This is a genomic window from Pseudomonas sp. Y3 TE3536, assembly GCF_053629175.1.
Window position 1 is genome coordinate 2643795 of record NZ_JBRJHU010000001.1, and the last position, 16376, is coordinate 2660170.

Genomic DNA, 16376 nt, shown 5'->3' on the forward strand with positions numbered 1-16376 from the left:
CCATCTTGATTAGTGGCGGAAGTGGCGCATACCGGTGAACACCATCGCGATGCCGGCTTCGTCGGCTGCGGCGATGACTTCGGCATCACGCATCGAACCACCTGGCTGAATTACGGCGCTGATACCCACTTTAGCCGCATTGTCGATGCCGTCACGGAACGGGAAGAACGCATCCGACGCCATGACCGCACCTTGAACCTGCAGGCCAGCATGCTCGGCCTTGATTGCAGCAATGCGAGCGGAGTTGACGCGGCTCATCTGGCCGGCGCCGACGCCGATGGTCTGGCGCTGCTTGGCGTAGACGATGGCGTTGGACTTGACGAACTTGGCCACTTTCCAGGCAAACACCAGGTCGTGGATTTCTTGCTCGGTCGGGGCACGCTTGGTGACGATTTTCAGGTCATCGGCGGTGATCATGCCGATATCGCGGCTCTGCACCAGCAAACCACCGTTGACGCGCTTGAAGTCCCAGCCGGCAGCACGCTCAGCTGGCCATTCGCCGCATTCCAGCAAGCGAACGTTCTGCTTGGCGGCGACCACGTCGCGTGCGGCCTGGGAGATTTTCGGGGCGATGATCACTTCGACGAACTGGCGCTCGACGATGGCCTTGGCGGTTTCGCCATCGAGCTCGCGGTTGAAGGCGATGATGCCGCCGAAGGCCGACTCGGTGTCAGTGGCGTAGGCCAGGTCGTAGGCCTTGCGGATGCCGCCTTCGTCTTCCGGTACCACGGCCACGCCGCACGGGTTGGCGTGCTTGACGATGACGCAGGCAGGTTTGACGAAGCTCTTCACGCACTCCAGCGCAGCGTCGGTGTCGGCCACGTTGTTGAACGACAGCTCCTTGCCTTGCAGCTGGATGGCGGTGGAGATGCTGGCTTCACCCTTCTTGGCTTCGACATAGAACGCCGCGCTCTGGTGCGGGTTCTCGCCGTAGCGCATTTCCTGGGCTTTGACGAACTGGCTGTTGAAGGTGCGCGGGAATTCGCTGCGTGCTTCAGTGCTCAGGGTGTCCTTGGCCTGGTCGATGGTGCCCATGTAGTTGGCGATCATGCCGTCGTAGGCGGCAGTGTGTTCGAACGCCTTGAGCATCAGGTCGAAGCGCTGGGCGTAGGTCAGGCCGCCGGCTTTCAGGCCGTCGAGGACGCTGGCGTAGTCGCTGGCATTGACCACGATGGCAACGTCTTTGTGGTTTTTGGCAGCGGAGCGGACCATGGTCGGGCCACCGATGTCGATGTTCTCGATGGCGGTCGGCAGGTCACAGCCTGGCTTGGAGATGGTGGCTTCGAAGGGGTACAGGTTGACGGCGACCAGGTCGATCGGCTTGATGCCGTGCTCGTTCATGATGGCGTCGTCGATGCCGCGACGGCCCAGAATGCCACCGTGGATTTTCGGGTGCAGGGTCTTGACCCGGCCATCCATCATTTCGGCGAAGCCGGTGTAGTCGGCCACTTCCACCGCGTTCACGCCGTTATCCTTGAGCAGCTTGTAGGTGCCGCCGGTGGACAGGATCTCGACACCGAGCTGCTGCAGCTCACGGGCGAATTCGAGGATACCGGTCTTGTCGGAGACGCTGATCAGGGCGCGGCGGATCGGCAGGCGGGTAGTCTGGTCGGTCATTTCGGATTCCATAACGCGGTGGAGTCAGCAAAAAAGGCGCCTCTGTTCAGGGAGCCGCCTTTTCTGATTGGGATTCTGGCTTACAACAAGTCGTACTGCTTGAGCTTCTTGCGCAGGGTGCCTCGGTTGAGCCCGAGCATCTCGCTGGCCTTGGTCTGGTTGCCCTTCACGTAATTCATCACGCTTTCAAGCAGGGGCGCCTCGACTTCGGAGAGCACCAGGTTGTACACGTCCGTGACGGTCGCGCCTTCCAGGTGGGCGAAGTAGTTGTGCAGCGCCTTCTCGACGCTGTCGCGAAGGGTCTGGCCCTCTTCGCTCGGCGTGTTGAGGTGCTGTTTCAGGTTGGCGTTGTCGCTCACGGGCGTTGTTCCACTCACAAATGTCTCGGTCATCATCGTCATGCGGCCACCCCTTGTCCGTCCTCTGTCTCAAGGCTCTGTCGACGTTCACTGAAAAACGCGCGAACGTTGGCGCACTGCGCTTGTGTGTCTTCCAAAGCATTGAACCGGGAGCGAAACTCCTTGCCGCCGGGTCGTGTTGCCAGGTACCAGCCAACGTGCTTGCGGGCGATACGTACGCCCATCACATCGCCATAGAAGGCATGCAGCGCGGCCAGGTGCTCTAGCAGGATGCGTTCCACTTCGTCCAGCTGCGGGGCCGGCAACTGTTCGCCGGTCCGCAGGTAATGCTCGATCTCGCGAAAGATCCAGGGCCGCCCTTGGGCAGCGCGGCCGATCAACAGGCCATCGACCCCGGTGGCGTCCAGTACCGCCCGGGCCTTTTCTGGCGAGGTGATATCGCCGTTGGCAAATACCGGGATAGACACCGCCTGCTTGATGGCAGCGATGGTGTCGTATTCGGCTTCGCCTGTGTACAGGTCGGCGCGTGTGCGGCCATGCACCGCTAGCGCCTGGATGCCGGCCTGTTCAGCGATCTTCGCCACATTCAGGCCGTTCTTGTTCGCCCGATCCCACCCCGTGCGGATCTTCAGCGTCACCGGGACGTCCACGGCGCCTACCACGGCGTGGAGAATCTCGCTGACCAAGGCTTCATCTCTCAATAAAGCAGAGCCTGCAGCTTTGTTGCAGACTTTTTTTGCCGGGCAGCCCATGTTGATGTCGATGATCTGGGCACCCGCTTCGACGTTGGCCTTTGCCGCCGCTGCCATCATCTGGGCATCCCCGCCGGCGATCTGCACCGAGCGCGGCTCGGGATCGCCTTCGTGAATGCGGCGCAGGCTCGACTTGCGGCTGTTCCACAGGCTCATGTCGCTGGACACCATCTCCGACACCACCATGCCTGCGCCCAGGCGCTTGCAAAGTGTTCGGAAAGGCTGGTCCGTGACCCCGGCCATGGGGGCGAGGATCAGGTTGTTTCGCAGTGTGTATGGGCCGATGCGTACCGCCGACATAGGTGATCCCTGTTGTGGGGCCGAATCTTGGAGTTCGAAAAAGGGTGGGCATGATACCCGCTCTCGGTGACCGGATAAAGATGGATTTGGATAAAATCTGAACAGTTGTCGGCTTATGACTTTTGGTGTGGGTAGGCGAGGCTGGGGGCACAAAGTGCCCCCAGGATCAGCCGATTACTCCGGCGAGCGGAAGCTCAGGCTGTAGTTCACGGCCTTGGGGCCTGGGTCGAGGATGTCCAGGGCGATGTGGATCGGGGTCTGGCTGGGCATCTCGCCGCGCCCGGCCAGTTCGCCAGAGAGGTACTCGCTGGGCTTGAAGCGCCGGCTGGCGATCAGTTGGCCATTGAGGTCGGCGAAACGCAGCTCGAGCAGCGGGAACGGCTGGGCGAAGGGGGCGCGGTTGTAGATGATCGCATCGACGATCAGCGCACCCTTGAAGTCAGGGTGGCTGCGCACCACCAGGTTGCTGCTCTTGATGCGGGCGATGTCGACGCGGGTCGGCACTTCGCAGCCGAACAGCGGGCATACCTGCTGGAAGATCGGCCGGTACTGGTCCTGGCGGGCCATTTCATCGAAATGGAACCACACGTACTGGAACGCCAGCAGGCCTGCAGCCAGCAGCGTCAGGAAGCCCCACAGCAAGCGCTTGCCCCAGTTGGGCTGGGGCTTTTCCCAGCCCAGTTGCAGCGGGTCGTCGACCACGTCGACCAGCGGTTCCTTGCGCGGCGCACGCTCGGGTTTGCTGGACAGGCCAGGCTCCAGGCGTTCACCGGGCAACGGCTCTACAGGGTCGTCGTCGTGGGCCGACAAGTGCAGGTCCAGTTCGTCATCGTCGCGCGCGCTGAGGCCCTTTTCCGGGGCTGGATCGTGGCTGGCAGCGAAGTGCTCGCTGACGAACGCATGGTGCTCGTCGGCCTCGATGTCGCGCCGTACGGGGGGCTCGTCGTCGATGTCCAGGTCCAGGTGGCCGCCCAGGGTCGGCTCGGTGCGATCGCCCGGGGCGGGCTCCAGGTCCAGTGACTCTTGCTCGAACGCTTCCTGTTCCAGCGCGTGCTGTGTCAGTAGCGTGGGTGCAGGTTCAGGCGCCTGTTCAGGCTCGAAGCGGTCGTCGGTGGCGTTGCCAAACAGCTCATCGGTATGGGCGTCTGGCTGATGTTCTTCGCGGCGGGCCTGCAAACCGTTGTCCGCGCTGGGCGGGCGAGCGGCGGCAGGCTCGCCACGACGTTCAAGGCGGGCCAGCTCTTGGTCCAGGTCCAGTTCATCCAGGGCCTGGGCCGTGAGCGCCCAGTCGTCCTCAGGGGGCGCTGGGCGTTCGCTGGCGGGGGGATCGGGCGTGACCGCAGGCTCGGCAATCGGCTCGGCAGGTGCTGCGGATACCACTGGCGCCACGGGCACCCTAGGTTCCACAGGCACGCTGGCATCACCGGCGCGGTTCTGCTCCAGCAGTTGCTTTGCGGCGTTGAACACCTGCAGGCAATGGCCGCACCGCACCACGCCGCGCGCCACACTCAACTGGTGATGGGTGACGCGAAAGCTGGTCTGGCAATGCGGGCACTGGGTGACGAAACTGTCGGTCATGCGGCGATCCGGGGTTGTACAAAAGTTATTCTAGCGCGCTTAACGGCGGCGACCACTGATGCGCACCCAACCATCGCGTACGGCGATCGGGTCCAGCTCGAAGTCGGCGGCGTAGGCAGCAGCCACTTCATCGCCTTGTTCGGCAAGGATGCCCGACAGTGCCAGCAGGCCACCAGGGCGGACCAGGCCAGACAGCTGTGGCGCCAGCGAGACCAGCGGGCCGGCCAGGATGTTGGCGACCAGTACGTCGGCCTGCATGGCCGGCATGTGCTCGGGCAGGTACAGCGCCAGCTTCTCGTCGGCGATGCCGTTGCGCTGGGCATTGTCGCGCGAGGCTTCAATGGCCTGCACGTCGATGTCGGTACCGACCGCTTCGCGCGCGCCCAGCAGCAGGGCGGCAATGGCCAGAATCCCCGAGCCGCAGCCAAAGTCCAGCACCTGGGTGCCTTCGAGTTGCTGGCCGTCGAGCCATTCCAGGCACAGGGCGGTGGTCGGGTGGGTACCGGTGCCGAACGCCAAGCCTGGGTCGAGCAGCAGGTTTACTGCGTCCTTGTCCGGCGCTTCGTGCCAGCTTGGCACGATCCACAGGCGACGGCCGAAGCGCATGGGCTGGAAGTTGTCCATCCAGCTGCGCTCCCAGTCCTGGTCTTCGATCACTTCAGCCTGGTGCTCGGGCAGTTCGGCGCCGGTCAGCAGGCGGACGTGGGCGAACACCTGCTCGGGCTCGGCATCGGCCTCGAACAGGGCCAGCAGGTGAGTGTGCGACCACAGTGGGGTGGTGTTGAGGTCGGGTTCGAAGATCGGCTGATCTTCTGCGTCCACGAACGTGACCGAGACGGCGCCGACTTCAAGCAGGGCGTCTTCGTAGGTTTCGGCTTGTTCCGGGCTGATGGCCAGGCGTACTTGCAGCCAGGGCATGGCGGGCACCTTTGGTAAATCGACAGGGGCAGCCCGAGGCTGCGCGAAGGCTCGCAGTTTACGCGAGTGCGCGGGGTTTGTGGATTGTATCGGGGGCCTGCCGCGAATGGGGCGCACAGCGCCCCGGCGATCACTCAGACAAAACAGAGCGACAGGGACTCCGCTATATAAGCAGGCTTCTCTTCCCCTTCAATTTCCAGCGTGGCGATTGCCTTGAGCAGCCACTGACCGGGTTTTTTCTCAAGCACTTCGGCGAGATCGATCTTCAGCCGCACCTGGCTGTCGACCTTGACCGGTTGAATGAACCGTACGCTGTCCAGCCCGTAGTTCACGACCATCTTCAACCCTTGCGGCAGGACCAGGATGTCCTCCATCAGCGTGGGGATCAGCGACAACGTCAGGAAACCATGGGCGATCGTGCAGCCAAACGGTGTTTTCGCCGCCTTCTCCGGGTCGACATGGATGAACTGAAAATCGCCAGTGGCTTCGGCAAACAGGTTGATGCGCTGCTGGTCGATTTTCAGCCAGGCAGAACGGCCCAGTTCCTTGCCAACGTACTGCGAAAGCTCTGTAACCGGTACATAGGGCATCGCGACTCTCCAGGTTGTGAGTTGGTACGAAGGTGCAAGATCAGCACGCCCCACCGTTTCAGTCAAGTTGCGCGTTTTTCGGCGATTATCGGCTTATACCCTTAGCGTGCTTATAATGGCCGCCATGCCCAAGGGAGGTGCTTATGCTGTTGCGTGGTTTGACCTGGCTGGTGTTGTTTCAACTGCTGGGTACGGCGATCAATCACCTGTTTGTGTCGTTTTTGCCGGGGCCGATCATCGGCCTGTTGCTGCTGCTGTGCTTCCTGATGGCCAGGGGGGAGGTCGGCAAGCCGCTCAATGAAGCCGCCAGCAGCTTGCTGCGCTACCTGCCACTGCTGCTGGTGCCGCCGGCGGTGGGGGTAATGGTGTATGCCAAGGACATCGCCGCCGACTTCTGGGCGATTGCCGGTGCACTGTTCATTTCGTGCCTGCTGACCCTGGTGTTCGTCGGCGTGTTGATGCAGAAGCTCATCCACCGCCAAGGCAAGCGCGAGGAGCAGCCATGATGCTCGACTGGCAAGGCGCGCTCGACGCGGTCATCCACCATCCCTTGTTTGGCATCGGCATTACCCTGGGGGCCTATCAGGTTGTGCTTGCGGGCTATGAGAAGACCCGCTGGATCTTCCTGCAGCCGGTACTGGTGTCGATGCTACTGGTGATCGGCGTGCTGCTGGTGTGCGGCATCGACTACAGCGAGTACCGCCAGCGCACCGAGATCATGAACACGCTCCTGGGGCCCGCCACCGTGGCCCTGGCCGTGCCGCTCTACCTCAACCTGCGGCGTATTCGCCAACTGTTCTGGCCGACATTTACTACGCTGGTAATCGGAGGCCTGTTCGCTACGGTCTGCTGCCTGCTGCTGGGCTGGTGGTTCGGCGCCGAACACATGATCCTGATGACCATGGCGCCGAAGTCGGTGACGTCGCCGATCGCCATGCTGGTGGCCGAGCAGATTGGTGGTGTGGCGGCATTGGCTGCGGTGTTCGTGCTGATCACTGGGGTCATCGGCGCGATCTTCGGCCCGGCACTGCTGACCCGTCTCGGTGTGCACAGCCCTGAGGCGCGCGGCATGTCGCTGGGCGTGACCGCGCATGCGGTGGGCACTTCGGTGGCCCTGCAGGAAAGTGATGAATGCGGCGCTTTCGCCGCGCTGGCGATGAGCCTGATGGGGGTGGCCACGGCGGTGTTCCTACCGCTGGCGGTCAGCCTGGTGGCTTGAGGAGTTGTGATGACGCTACCGCTGTTTCCCCTCAATACCGTGCTGTTTCCGGGGTGCTTCCTCGATTTGCAGATTTTCGAGGCGCGCTACCTGGACATGATTGGCCGCTGCATGAAGCAGGGCGAGGGCTTTGGGGTGGTGTGCATCCTGGAAGGGGAGCAGGTTGGCAAAGCGCCACCGACGGTTGCTTCGATCGGTTGCGAGGCGATGATCCGCGACTTCGTGCAGCAGGAGAACGGCTTGCTGGGTATCCGTGTCGAAGGGGTGCGGCGTTTCAACCTGGAGCAGACCGAGGTGCAGAAGGACCAGTTACTGGTCGGGCAGGTGCAGTGGTTGCCGGAGCTTCCTGATAGCCAGCTGGGCGAGGCGGACGACGACCTGCTGGCGTTGCTGGTTGCCCTGGGTGAGCACCCGATGGTCGAGGCGCTGGACATGCCGCGGCCGGTGGATGGGCGGCAGGCGTTGGCCAATCAGCTGGCGTATCTGCTGCCGTTCATGGAAGAGGACAAGCTGGACCTGCTGAGCATCGACTCGCCGCAGTTGCGGCTGGAGGAGATTCAAAGGCTGTTGGAGCGGATTCAGGGTGAGCTGTTTGCCTGACTGATCACTGTGGCTTGTTGTGGCCTCTTCGCGGGGCAAGCCCGCTCCCACAGGTGTGGTGCATTGCAGGCTGCCTGTGGGAGCGGGCTTGCCCCGCGAAGAGGCCACATCAGGCAACATCAATACTGATACCGTTCCAAAGCCTGCGGCAGCGCGTGCATGGCAAAGAACGCCAGCAGCGCGACACACGCCGGCAGCACCAACCACCACACCCGTAGCGGCAGCGCTGGAAGCGGCTGGCGATGCTGCACCAAGGTCAGGCTAACCGCGCAGACGCAGCACGCCAGCAAGGCCCCGGCCAGAATATCGGTCGGCCAGTGCGCCCCCAGGTAAACCCGCGACAACGCAATCGCCAAGGCAGGAATGCACCCCAGCAACACCCAGGTCAGGCGCATCCGCGGCGGCTGACCACGCCCTGCCAACACCGCCATTACCAAGAAGAACGCAAACGACGCCGAGCTGTGGCCGCTGGGCATGCTGTAGCTGGTCAGTGGGTCGGTCAGCACCTCGGGCCGCGCGCGGGCGAACAGCCACTTGAGCGTGCCATTGGCAATCGCCGTACCCATCAATGCGCCGCCCGCAAACAGTGCATGGCGCCATTGTTGGGCGAGCAGCAGCAGGCCGGTCAGCAGCCCACCGAGGAAAAACTGCGTGCGAAAATCACCCAGCCGTGTCACGAGTACCACGGTACCGTCGATGACTTGGCTGCGGTGTTCCTGCACCAGTGTCATCACGCCCTGATCGAATTCGTGCAGGTACGGCCAGCCCAGGAATACCCCGGCCAAGGCCGCGAAGCTCAAGCCGGCGATCAGCCGAGTGCCGTGGCGTTGATCGCGGATGCTGCTGTTCAGGCTCAGGCCGATGAGCACCGCCAACGCACCGGCAAGGATGCCCGCATCCAGCCAGAAGCCTTCCGGTAAAGGCAGGCGCATGGCGGCGCCCGTGGCCCAGCCAGGCAGCAGGTAGGCAACCGACCAGCCGGCGCCTGCCACCAGGCTGACGGCGATGAAGCGTGGCAGTGGCATGTCGAACATGCCGGCGACCATCGGCAGCATGGGCCGCAGCGGCCCGATGAAGCGCCCGACCAGCAGGCTGGCGATGCCATAACGTTGGAAGTAGGATTCGGCGCTGCCGATCCATTCCGGGTGATTGCGCAGCAGTGGCAGGCGGCGGATGTTCTGGTGGAAATACTTGCCGACCGTGTACGACAGTGCATCACCCAGCAAGCCGCCGAGAAAGCCCAGCAACAGCGTTTCGCCCAGGCTGAAGGTGCCGCTGCCGGCCAGCACGGCGACCGCGAACAGCAGCACGGTGCCAGGCACGATGATGCCGGCAATGGCCAGGCATTCGATGCAGGCCACCAGGAAAATCGCCAGGCCAAGCCACTGGGGGTTGGCGCTAAGCCAGCCGGTCAGGCTGTCGAGCCATTGGCCCATGTGTCAGTTTCCTTGTTGATGAATGAAGAAGTCTCGGCCTTCGACTTGGCCGCGTCGCAGCGGGTTCCGTGTACAGAAGCGGGCGTATTCGGCGTCGACGAAGCGGTACGGCAGGTGCTCGTCGCGGCCCTGCGGGATGCCCAGGCGCGCAGCCTGGATCACCCGCGGCACGGCGATGCCGCAGTCGTCGACGTACAAGTGCTCAGGGTCGAACCGCTGCGCGTCCCAGCGCGGCACTTTCAGGCCCAGTGCACGGCATAGCAGGGTCTGGCCTGCGCACAGCCGCTCGGCGGGGCGCAGGTTGCCGCTGGCGTCGGGGTTGTTCAGTTGCATCTGCGCCAGGCTGTTGGCGTTCGAGAGGTCATCCTGCCAAGGGTAGGCGGACTTGATCAGCACCGCATTGCCCGGGCCATGGGCGCTGAAGTTCAACGAGTCGCCTCCGCGGGCGTAATACATGTAGATGTGCCCGCCGTCGAGGAACAGGGCCTTGCGCTTTTCCGTATACCCGAGCGAGGCATGGCTGCCTTTGTCGGTCAGGTAGTAGGCCTCGGTCTCGATGATGCGCGCGGCCAGCCACAGGTCGCCCTGGCGATGGCGGATGACCTTGCCCAGCAACTCCTTGGCCAGGGTCTGGGCGTCACGGTCGAAAAAGCGGTCGGGCAGGGCTGGCATGCTGGCAGTTCGTGGCTTCAAAGGCCTGGATGATAGCAATGAATGGCTTAATCGAGGCTGAACCGGGTGGGTGGTTGAATGGTATCTGCATGTTTCTTGGGCGGGCTGAGAGGTGATCGTCTTGGGGGATTTGGTGTCTGGGAGATCGAGCGCCGCCCGCGCGGCGTTTCGCAGCACAAGGCTGCTCCTACATCTGTTTCGGGCCAATTATTCCTGGGGCCGCCCATCTCCTGTAGGAGCAGCCTTGTGCTGCGAAGCGCCGCGCATGCGGCGCCCGACCTGCCGGGTGCTAAAAACCAACCCAAGCCCACCATTTTCTACCATCCGCCACCCGCCGCTGGGCGTATACCTGCGCGACAGTTATAATCAGCCGATTTCCCCTTCGCCAAGACACCGAACCCATGACTGAGTCCGTTCTTGACTACATGACCCGTTTGGGTCGCGCTGCTCGCCAGGCTTCCCGGGTGATCGGCCGTGCCAGCACCGCGCAGAAGAACCGCGCCCTGCAAGCGGCTGCCGATGCACTGGACGCTGCCCGCGCCGAGTTGACCGCCGCCAACGCGCTGGACCTCGCCGCAGGCCGTGCCAATGGCCTGGAGCCCGCGCTGCTCGACCGCCTGGCGCTGACCCCGGCGCGTATCGACGGCATGATCACAGGCTTGCGCCAGGTGGCCAGCCTGCCGGACCCGGTCGGCGCCATCCGCGACATGAGCTACCGCCCATCGGGTATTCAGGTCGGCAAGATGCGTGCACCCCTGGGGGTGATCGGGATCATCTACGAATCGCGCCCGAACGTGACCATCGATGCCGCCAGCCTGTGCCTGAAGTCCGGCAATGCGACCATCTTGCGTGGCGGCTCCGAGGCCATCCACTCCAACCGTGCCATCGCCACCTGCATCCAGCGTGGCCTGGCCGAGGCCGGCCTGCCGGCGGCGGTAGTGCAAGTGGTCGAGACCACCGATCGCGAAGCCGTGGGCGCGCTGATCAGCATGCCCGAGTTCGTCGATGTGATCGTGCCGCGCGGTGGCCGTGGCCTGATCGAACGTATCAGCCGCGATGCGCGGGTGCCGGTCATCAAGCACCTGGACGGCATCTGCCATGTCTACGTCAGCGAACATGCCGACCTGGACAAGGCCTGGCGCGTCGCTTTCAACGCCAAGACCTACCGCTACGGCATCTGTGGCGCCATGGAAACCCTGCTGGTCGACCAGCGTGTAGCCGAGCGCTTCCTGCCGGAAATGGCCCACCGTTTCCAGGAAAAGGGCGTCGAGCTGCGTGGCTGCGAGCGCACGCGTGCGCTCATCGAGGCCAAGCCGGCCAGCGAAGACGACTGGCACACCGAATACCTGGATGCGATCCTGTCGATTCGTGTAGTCGATGACCTGGACCAGGCCATCGAACACATCAACCACTATGGCTCGCACCACACCGATTCGATCATCACCGAGCACCAGGGCCAGGCCCGCCAGTTCATGGCAGAGGTCGACTCGGCGTCGGTGATGCTCAATACCCCAACCTGCTTCGCCGACGGTTTCGAGTACGGCTTGGGCGCGGAGATCGGTATCTCCACCGATAAGTTGCATGCCCGCGGCCCGGTTGGCCTGGAAGGCCTGACCTGCGAGAAGTACGTGGTGATCGGCGACGGCCAGCTACGCGGCCAGGAGTCCTGCTGAGTTGAGCAAGGCCCAGGCAGTCCGGCGCATCGGCATTCTAGGCGGCACCTTCGACCCCGTTCACATCGGCCACCTGCGCAGCGCGCTGGAAGTGGCCGAGTTGATGGCGTTGGACGAGTTGCGCCTGTTGCCCAATGCCCGGCCGCCGCACCGCGACACCCCGCAAGTGGCCGCGCAAGATCGCCTGGCCATGGTGCGCAGCGCCGTGCAGGGCGTCGCCTGCCTGAGCGTGGATGCCCGTGAGCTTGCCCGCGACAAGCCGTCGTACACCATCGACACCCTGGAGTCGATCCGCGCCGAACTGGGCGCTGACGACCAGCTGTTCCTGGTGTTGGGTTGGGATGCCTTTTGTGGCCTGCCCGCCTGGCACCGCTGGGAAGAGCTGCTGCAACACTGTCACATCCTGGTGCTGCAACGCCCGGATGCCGACGTTGAACCCCCTGACGAGCTGCGCAACCTGTTGGCTGCGCGCTCCGAGAGCGATCCCACCGCCATGTCCGGCCCGGCGGGAAATATTTCGTTCGTCTGGCAGACACCGCTTGCGGTGTCGGCTACACAGATCCGACAGCTGCTGGCCAGCGGCAAATCGGTGAGGTTCCTGGTGCCGGACGCCGTACTGGCCTACATCGAGGCACACGAACTGTATCGTGTGCCTAACTGACGGTGCTCCGGCACCTCATCCAACAAGTTGAACGAGTTTTATATGACCAAGCAGAAAATTTACGGCGAAGAACTGGTCCAAGTGACCAAGGCAGCGCTGGAAGACGTCAAGGCCCAGGATATCCAGGTCATCGACGTGCGTGAAAAGCACAGCCTGACCGACTACATGATCATTGCCACCGGTACGTCCAACCGCCAGATCAACGCGATGGCCGAAAAGGTCCGTGAAGCCGTCAAGGCCAAGGGTGCTCAACCCCTGGGTGAAGAAGGCAAGGGCGACAGCGACTGGGTGCTGCTGGACCTGAACGATGTCATCGTGCACATGATGACCGCCGCTGCCCGCCAGTTCTACGACCTGGAGCGTCTGTGGCAGGGTGCCGAGCAAAGCCGTGCCGCCGATGGCAAGCACCACAGCCCGGACCATGCCCACGAGTACTCCGACAAGCTCAAAGACCGGGAATAAGGAAGCGTCGTGCGTCTGCGCCTGATCGCGGTCGGCTCGCGCATGCCCAAGTGGGTCGAGGACGGTTGGCATGAATATGCCAAGCGCCTGCCCCCGGAGCTGTCGCTTGAGCTGGTGGAAATCCCGCTGAATACCCGTGGCAAGAATGCCGACGTCGCTCGCCTGATCCGTCAGGAGGGCGAAGCCATGCTGAGCAAGGTTCAGCCTGGGGAACGCATCGTCACCCTCGAGGTCCATGGCAAGCCCTGGAGTACCGAGCAGCTTGCTACCGAGCTGGACCGCTGGCGCCTGGATGCGCGCACGGTGAATTTGATGGTGGGCGGCCCGGAAGGGCTGGCGCCTGAGGTTTGCGCACGCGCTGAGCAACGCTGGTCGCTGTCGCCGCTGACGTTGCCGCACCCGTTGGTAAGGATACTCATCGGCGAGCAGATCTATCGCGCCTGGACCGTGTTGTCCGGGCACCCTTACCACAAATGAGCCTGTAAGCAGTCCGATGTCGCAGCCGATCCGTCTCAAGGACCACGAGAAAGACGCCCGCCTGGTGCGTAACCGCGTCGTGGTCGGCGCGGTGGCGATCATGCTGCTTATCTGCGTTTTGATCGCGCGGCTGTATTACCTGCAGATCATCCAGTACGACTATCACTCGACGCTGTCGGAGAACAACCGGGTGCATGTGCAGCCGATTCCGCCGACCCGTGGGCTGATCTTCGACCGCAATGGGGTGATCATCGCCGATAACCGGCCCAGCTTCAGCCTGTCCATGACCCGTGAACGTGCGGGTAACTGGCAGGAAGTGCTGGACAATATCGTCGAAGTGCTGGAGCTGACTGACGACGACCGCGCCCTCTTCGAGAAGCGCATGCGCCAGGGCCGTCGGCCGTTCGAGCCGGTGCCCATCCTGTTCGAACTGAGCGAAGAGCAGATCGCCCGGGTGGCGGTGAACCAGTTCCGCCTGCCCGGCGTGGAAGTGGTCGCGCAGTTGGTGCGGCATTACCCGCAAGGTGCGCATTTTGCGCACTCGGTGGGGTATGTCGGGCGTATCAACGAGAAAGAGCTGAAAACCCTCGACCCTGTGAACTACAGCGGTACGCACCATATCGGCAAGACCGGTATCGAGCGTTTCTACGAAGATGCGTTGCACGGCCAGGTCGGTTACGAGGAAGTCGAGACCAACGCCCGCGGCCGCGTGCTGCGGGTGCTCAAGCGTACCGACCCCAAGCCTGGCAAGGACATCGTCCTGAGCCTCGACATCAAGCTGCAGGAAGCCGCCGAGGCCGCCTTGGGTGGCCGTCGTGGCGCGGTGGTGGCGCTCGACCCGCGTACCGGCGAAGTGCTGGCAATGGTCAGCCAGCCAAGCTTCGACCCTAACCTGTTCGTCACCGGCATCAGCTTCAAGGCCTATGCCGAGCTGCGGGATTCGATCGACCGGCCGTTGTTCAACCGCGTACTGCGCGGGCTGTACCCCCCTGGCTCGACCATCAAGCCTGCGGTGGCCATCGCCGGTTTGGACAGTGGCGTGGTCAATGCCGGCAGCCGGGTGTTCGACCCAGGCTATTACCAACTGCCCAACTACGATCACAAATACCGTAACTGGAACCGCTCTGGCGATGGCTGGGTCGACCTGGATACCGCGATCATGCGCTCCAACGACACCTACTTTTACGACCTTGCCCACAAGATGGGCATCGATCGTTTGTCCAGCTACATGAACAAGTTCGGCATCGGCCAGCGGGTTTCGCTCGACATGTTCGAAGAGTCCGCCGGCCTGATGCCGTCTCGCGAATGGAAGCGTGCCACCCGCCGCCAGGCCTGGTTCCCCGGCGAAACCCTGATTCTCGGGATCGGCCAGGGCTACATGCAAGCCACGCCGCTGCAGCTGGCCCAGGCCACCGCATTGATCGCCAACAAAGGCGTGTGGAACCGCCCGCACCTGGCCAAGACCATCGAAGGCCAACCGCCGGTGGACGAGAACCCGATGGAAAACATCATCCTGCGTGACAAGTCGGACTGGGCCAAGGTGACCCACGGCATGGAGCAGGTGATGCACAACGCCCGTGGTACCGCGCGCAAGGCTGCTGCCGGCGCCCAGTACCGCATCGCCGGCAAGAGCGGTACTGCCCAGGTGGTGGCGATCAAGCAAGGCGAGAAATACGACCGCAACAAACTTCAGGAACGCCACCGCGACCACGCCCTGTTCGTCGCCTTCGCCCCGGCCGACGACCCGAAGATCGTGGTGTCGGTGATGGTCGAGAACGGCGAATCCGGCTCTGGCGTCGCCGCACCCGTGGTGCGCCAAATCATGGACGCCTGGTTGCTCGACGAGCACGGCCGGCTCAAGTCCGAGTTCGCTCCCGCCACCGTTACCCAGGAATCGGCCCTGTGATGAACAATTTCGATCGCATGCTCTCCAGCGAGGATGTGATGCGTCGGCGCGCCAGCTTCCTGCAGCGCATCCATATCGATGGCCCGTTGCTGGTCATCCTCCTGACCCTCGCGGCCGGCAGCCTGTTCGTGCTGTATTCGGCCAGTGGCAAGAACTGGGACCTGCTGCTCAAGCAGGCGACTTCGTTCGGCATCGGCCTGGTGTCGATGTTCGTCATCGCCCAGCTGGAGCCGCGGTTCATGGCGCGCTGGGTGCCATTGGCCTACGTCACCGGGGTGCTGTTGCTGGTGGTGGTGGACGTGATGGGCCACAACGCCATGGGCGCCACCCGGTGGATCAACATCCCCGGGGTGATTCGCTTCCAGCCCTCGGAATTTCTCAAGATCATCATGCCGGCGACCATCGCCTGGTACCTGTCCAAGCGCACCTTGCCGCCACACCTCAAGCATGTGGCGATCAGCCTGGTGTTGATCGGCGTGCCGTTCATCCTCATCGTTCGTCAGCCCGACCTGGGCACGGCGCTGTTGATTCTGGCCTCCGGTGCGTTCGTGCTGTTCATGGGCGGGCTGCGCTGGCGCTGGATTGTCAGTGTGGTAGCGGCGGCGGTGCCGGTGGCAGTGGCCATGTGGTTCTTCGTCATGCACGACTACCAGAAGCAGCGCGTGCTGACCTTCCTCGACCCGGAAAGCGACCCCTTGGGCACCGGCTGGAACATCATCCAGTCCAAGGCTGCGATCGGTTCGGGCGGGGTATTCGGTAAGGGCTGGCTGCTGGGCACCCAGTCGCACCTGGACTTTTTGCCCGAGAGCCACACCGACTTCATCATCGCCGTGCTCGGTGAGGAGTTCGGCCTGGTCGGCATCTGCCTGCTGCTGATCGTCTACCTGCTGCTGATTGGTCGCGGCCTGATGATCACGGCCCAGGCGCAGACCCTGTTCGGCAAGCTGCTGGCGGGCAGCTTGACGATGACCTTCTTTGTATACGTGTTCGTCAATATCGGTATGGTCAGCGGCCTTCTGCCCGTGGTGGGCGTGCCGCTGCCCTTCATCAGCTATGGCGGAACTTCGTTGGTGACGCTGCTGTCAGCGTTTGGCGTTCTGATGTCGATCCATACGCACCGCAAATGGATCGCACAGGTTTGAATAAGGTGAAGAAT

General features: G+C 63.2%; 17 protein-coding genes. 9 read left to right on the top strand and 8 right to left on the bottom strand.

From position 1 onward, the window contains the following. Positions 1-9: 9 nt before the first annotated feature. The 6 genes from purH to AB7M33_RS11940 form a co-directional block, all read right to left on the bottom strand. The gene (gene purH / locus AB7M33_RS11915) at positions 10-1617 is read right to left on the bottom strand and encodes a bifunctional phosphoribosylaminoimidazolecarboxamide formyltransferase/IMP cyclohydrolase (protein WP_085272339.1); all 1608 of its coding nucleotides are present in this window, start codon (positions 1615-1617) and stop codon (positions 10-12) included. Between the two features lie 80 nt (positions 1618-1697). Continuing rightward, positions 1698-2018 carry a DNA-binding transcriptional regulator Fis gene (fis, locus tag AB7M33_RS11920; protein ID WP_012274390.1) on the bottom strand — a complete coding sequence of 107 codons (321 nt, stop codon included), beginning with the start codon at positions 2016-2018 and terminating at the stop codon, positions 1698-1700. Continuing rightward, complete coding sequence (dusB, locus tag AB7M33_RS11925; protein WP_027592597.1) at positions 2015-3028, bottom strand: tRNA dihydrouridine synthase DusB; 1014 nt, start codon at positions 3026-3028, stop codon at positions 2015-2017. Before dusB ends, fis begins: the two co-directional genes overlap by 4 nt. Positions 3029-3202: 174 nt before the next feature. Continuing rightward, positions 3203-4606: a DUF3426 domain-containing protein gene (locus AB7M33_RS11930; protein ID WP_265970206.1), complete on the bottom strand. Its 1404-nt coding sequence runs from the start codon at positions 4604-4606 to the stop codon at positions 3203-3205. Between the two features lie 39 nt (positions 4607-4645). Beyond that, positions 4646-5524: a 50S ribosomal protein L11 methyltransferase gene (gene prmA, locus AB7M33_RS11935; protein ID WP_027592599.1), complete on the bottom strand. Its 879-nt coding sequence runs from the start codon at positions 5522-5524 to the stop codon at positions 4646-4648. 134 nt (positions 5525-5658) lie between these two features. Next, a complete protein-coding gene (locus tag AB7M33_RS11940; RefSeq protein ID WP_027592600.1) occupies positions 5659-6114 on the bottom strand; it encodes a MaoC family dehydratase in 456 nt (151 codons plus the stop codon). A gap of 143 nt (positions 6115-6257) precedes the next feature. Here AB7M33_RS11940 and AB7M33_RS11945 point away from each other — a divergent pair, with 143 nt between their 5' ends. The 3 genes from AB7M33_RS11945 to AB7M33_RS11955 are packed head-to-tail and all read left to right on the top strand — an operon-like array spanning position 6258 to position 7933. After that, positions 6258-6620: a CidA/LrgA family protein gene (locus tag AB7M33_RS11945; protein ID WP_454242879.1), complete on the top strand. Its 363-nt coding sequence runs from the start codon at positions 6258-6260 to the stop codon at positions 6618-6620. Next, positions 6617-7333, top strand: coding sequence for an LrgB family protein (locus AB7M33_RS11950; protein ID WP_027592602.1), 717 nt, complete (start codon positions 6617-6619; stop codon positions 7331-7333). The genes AB7M33_RS11945 and AB7M33_RS11950 overlap by 4 nt, the downstream gene beginning before the upstream one ends. 9 nt (positions 7334-7342) lie before the next feature. Then, a complete protein-coding gene (locus tag AB7M33_RS11955) occupies positions 7343-7933 on the top strand; it encodes an LON peptidase substrate-binding domain-containing protein (protein WP_099430541.1) in 591 nt (196 codons plus the stop codon). A gap of 119 nt (positions 7934-8052) precedes the next feature. On the opposite strand, the gene AB7M33_RS11960 is transcribed toward AB7M33_RS11955, so the two are convergent. Beyond that, complete coding sequence (locus AB7M33_RS11960) at positions 8053-9369, bottom strand: bifunctional DedA family/phosphatase PAP2 family protein (protein ID WP_454242880.1); 1317 nt, start codon at positions 9367-9369, stop codon at positions 8053-8055. A gap of 3 nt (positions 9370-9372) precedes the next feature. Then, positions 9373-10041, bottom strand: a complete 669-nt coding sequence (locus AB7M33_RS11965) for a DNA-3-methyladenine glycosylase (RefSeq protein ID WP_027592605.1) — start codon at positions 10039-10041, stop codon at positions 9373-9375. Positions 10042-10442: 401 nt separating this feature from the next. Here AB7M33_RS11965 and AB7M33_RS11970 point away from each other — a divergent pair, with 401 nt between their 5' ends. The 6 genes from AB7M33_RS11970 to rodA are packed head-to-tail and all read left to right on the top strand — an operon-like array spanning position 10443 to position 16362. Beyond that, positions 10443-11714 carry a glutamate-5-semialdehyde dehydrogenase gene (locus AB7M33_RS11970; protein ID WP_454242881.1) on the top strand — a complete coding sequence of 424 codons (1272 nt, stop codon included), beginning with the start codon at positions 10443-10445 and terminating at the stop codon, positions 11712-11714. 1 nt (position 11715) lies between these two features. Continuing rightward, positions 11716-12375, top strand: coding sequence for a nicotinate-nucleotide adenylyltransferase (nadD, locus tag AB7M33_RS11975; protein WP_027592607.1), 660 nt, complete (start codon positions 11716-11718; stop codon positions 12373-12375). A gap of 42 nt (positions 12376-12417) precedes the next feature. Beyond that, complete coding sequence (gene rsfS, locus AB7M33_RS11980; protein WP_027592608.1) at positions 12418-12837, top strand: ribosome silencing factor; 420 nt, start codon at positions 12418-12420, stop codon at positions 12835-12837. 9 nt (positions 12838-12846) lie between these two features. Next, positions 12847-13314, top strand: a complete 468-nt coding sequence (gene rlmH / locus AB7M33_RS11985) for a 23S rRNA (pseudouridine(1915)-N(3))-methyltransferase RlmH (protein ID WP_023382530.1) — start codon at positions 12847-12849, stop codon at positions 13312-13314. Between the two features lie 16 nt (positions 13315-13330). Continuing rightward, positions 13331-15220, top strand: coding sequence for a penicillin-binding protein 2 (mrdA, locus tag AB7M33_RS11990; protein WP_027592609.1), 1890 nt, complete (start codon positions 13331-13333; stop codon positions 15218-15220). A 38-nt stretch (positions 15221-15258) separates the two neighbouring features. Continuing rightward, a complete protein-coding gene (gene rodA, locus AB7M33_RS11995; protein WP_050580719.1) occupies positions 15259-16362 on the top strand; it encodes a rod shape-determining protein RodA in 1104 nt (367 codons plus the stop codon). Positions 16363-16376: the final 14 nt, after the last annotated feature.

Bases quoted from the DNA above. Each gene is read 5' to 3' on its own strand.
- AB7M33_RS11955 (WP_099430541.1), top strand. From the start codon at position 7,343: ATGACGCTACCGCTGTTTCCCCTCAATACCGTGCTGTTTCCGGGGTGC.
- fis (WP_012274390.1), bottom strand. From the start codon at position 2,018: ATGACGATGATGACCGAGACATTTGTGAGTGGAACAACGCCCGTGAGC.
- rsfS (WP_027592608.1), top strand. From the start codon at position 12,418: ATGACCAAGCAGAAAATTTACGGCGAAGAACTGGTCCAAGTGACCAAG.
- AB7M33_RS11950 (WP_027592602.1), top strand. From the start codon at position 6,617: ATGATGCTCGACTGGCAAGGCGCGCTCGACGCGGTCATCCACCATCCC.
- AB7M33_RS11930 (WP_265970206.1), bottom strand. From the start codon at position 4,606: ATGACCGACAGTTTCGTCACCCAGTGCCCGCATTGCCAGACCAGCTTT.
- AB7M33_RS11960 (WP_454242880.1), bottom strand. From the start codon at position 9,369: ATGGGCCAATGGCTCGACAGCCTGACCGGCTGGCTTAGCGCCAACCCC.
- dusB (WP_027592597.1), bottom strand. From the start codon at position 3,028: ATGTCGGCGGTACGCATCGGCCCATACACACTGCGAAACAACCTGATC.
- rodA (WP_050580719.1), top strand. From the start codon at position 15,259: ATGCGTCGGCGCGCCAGCTTCCTGCAGCGCATCCATATCGATGGCCCG.
- AB7M33_RS11970 (WP_454242881.1), top strand. From the start codon at position 10,443: ATGACTGAGTCCGTTCTTGACTACATGACCCGTTTGGGTCGCGCTGCT.
- mrdA (WP_027592609.1), top strand. From the start codon at position 13,331: ATGTCGCAGCCGATCCGTCTCAAGGACCACGAGAAAGACGCCCGCCTG.
- AB7M33_RS11965 (WP_027592605.1), bottom strand. From the start codon at position 10,041: ATGCCAGCCCTGCCCGACCGCTTTTTCGACCGTGACGCCCAGACCCTG.
- AB7M33_RS11940 (WP_027592600.1), bottom strand. From the start codon at position 6,114: ATGCCCTATGTACCGGTTACAGAGCTTTCGCAGTACGTTGGCAAGGAA.
- prmA (WP_027592599.1), bottom strand. From the start codon at position 5,524: ATGCCCTGGCTGCAAGTACGCCTGGCCATCAGCCCGGAACAAGCCGAA.
- AB7M33_RS11945 (WP_454242879.1), top strand. From the start codon at position 6,258: ATGCTGTTGCGTGGTTTGACCTGGCTGGTGTTGTTTCAACTGCTGGGT.
- purH (WP_085272339.1), bottom strand. From the start codon at position 1,617: ATGACCGACCAGACTACCCGCCTGCCGATCCGCCGCGCCCTGATCAGC.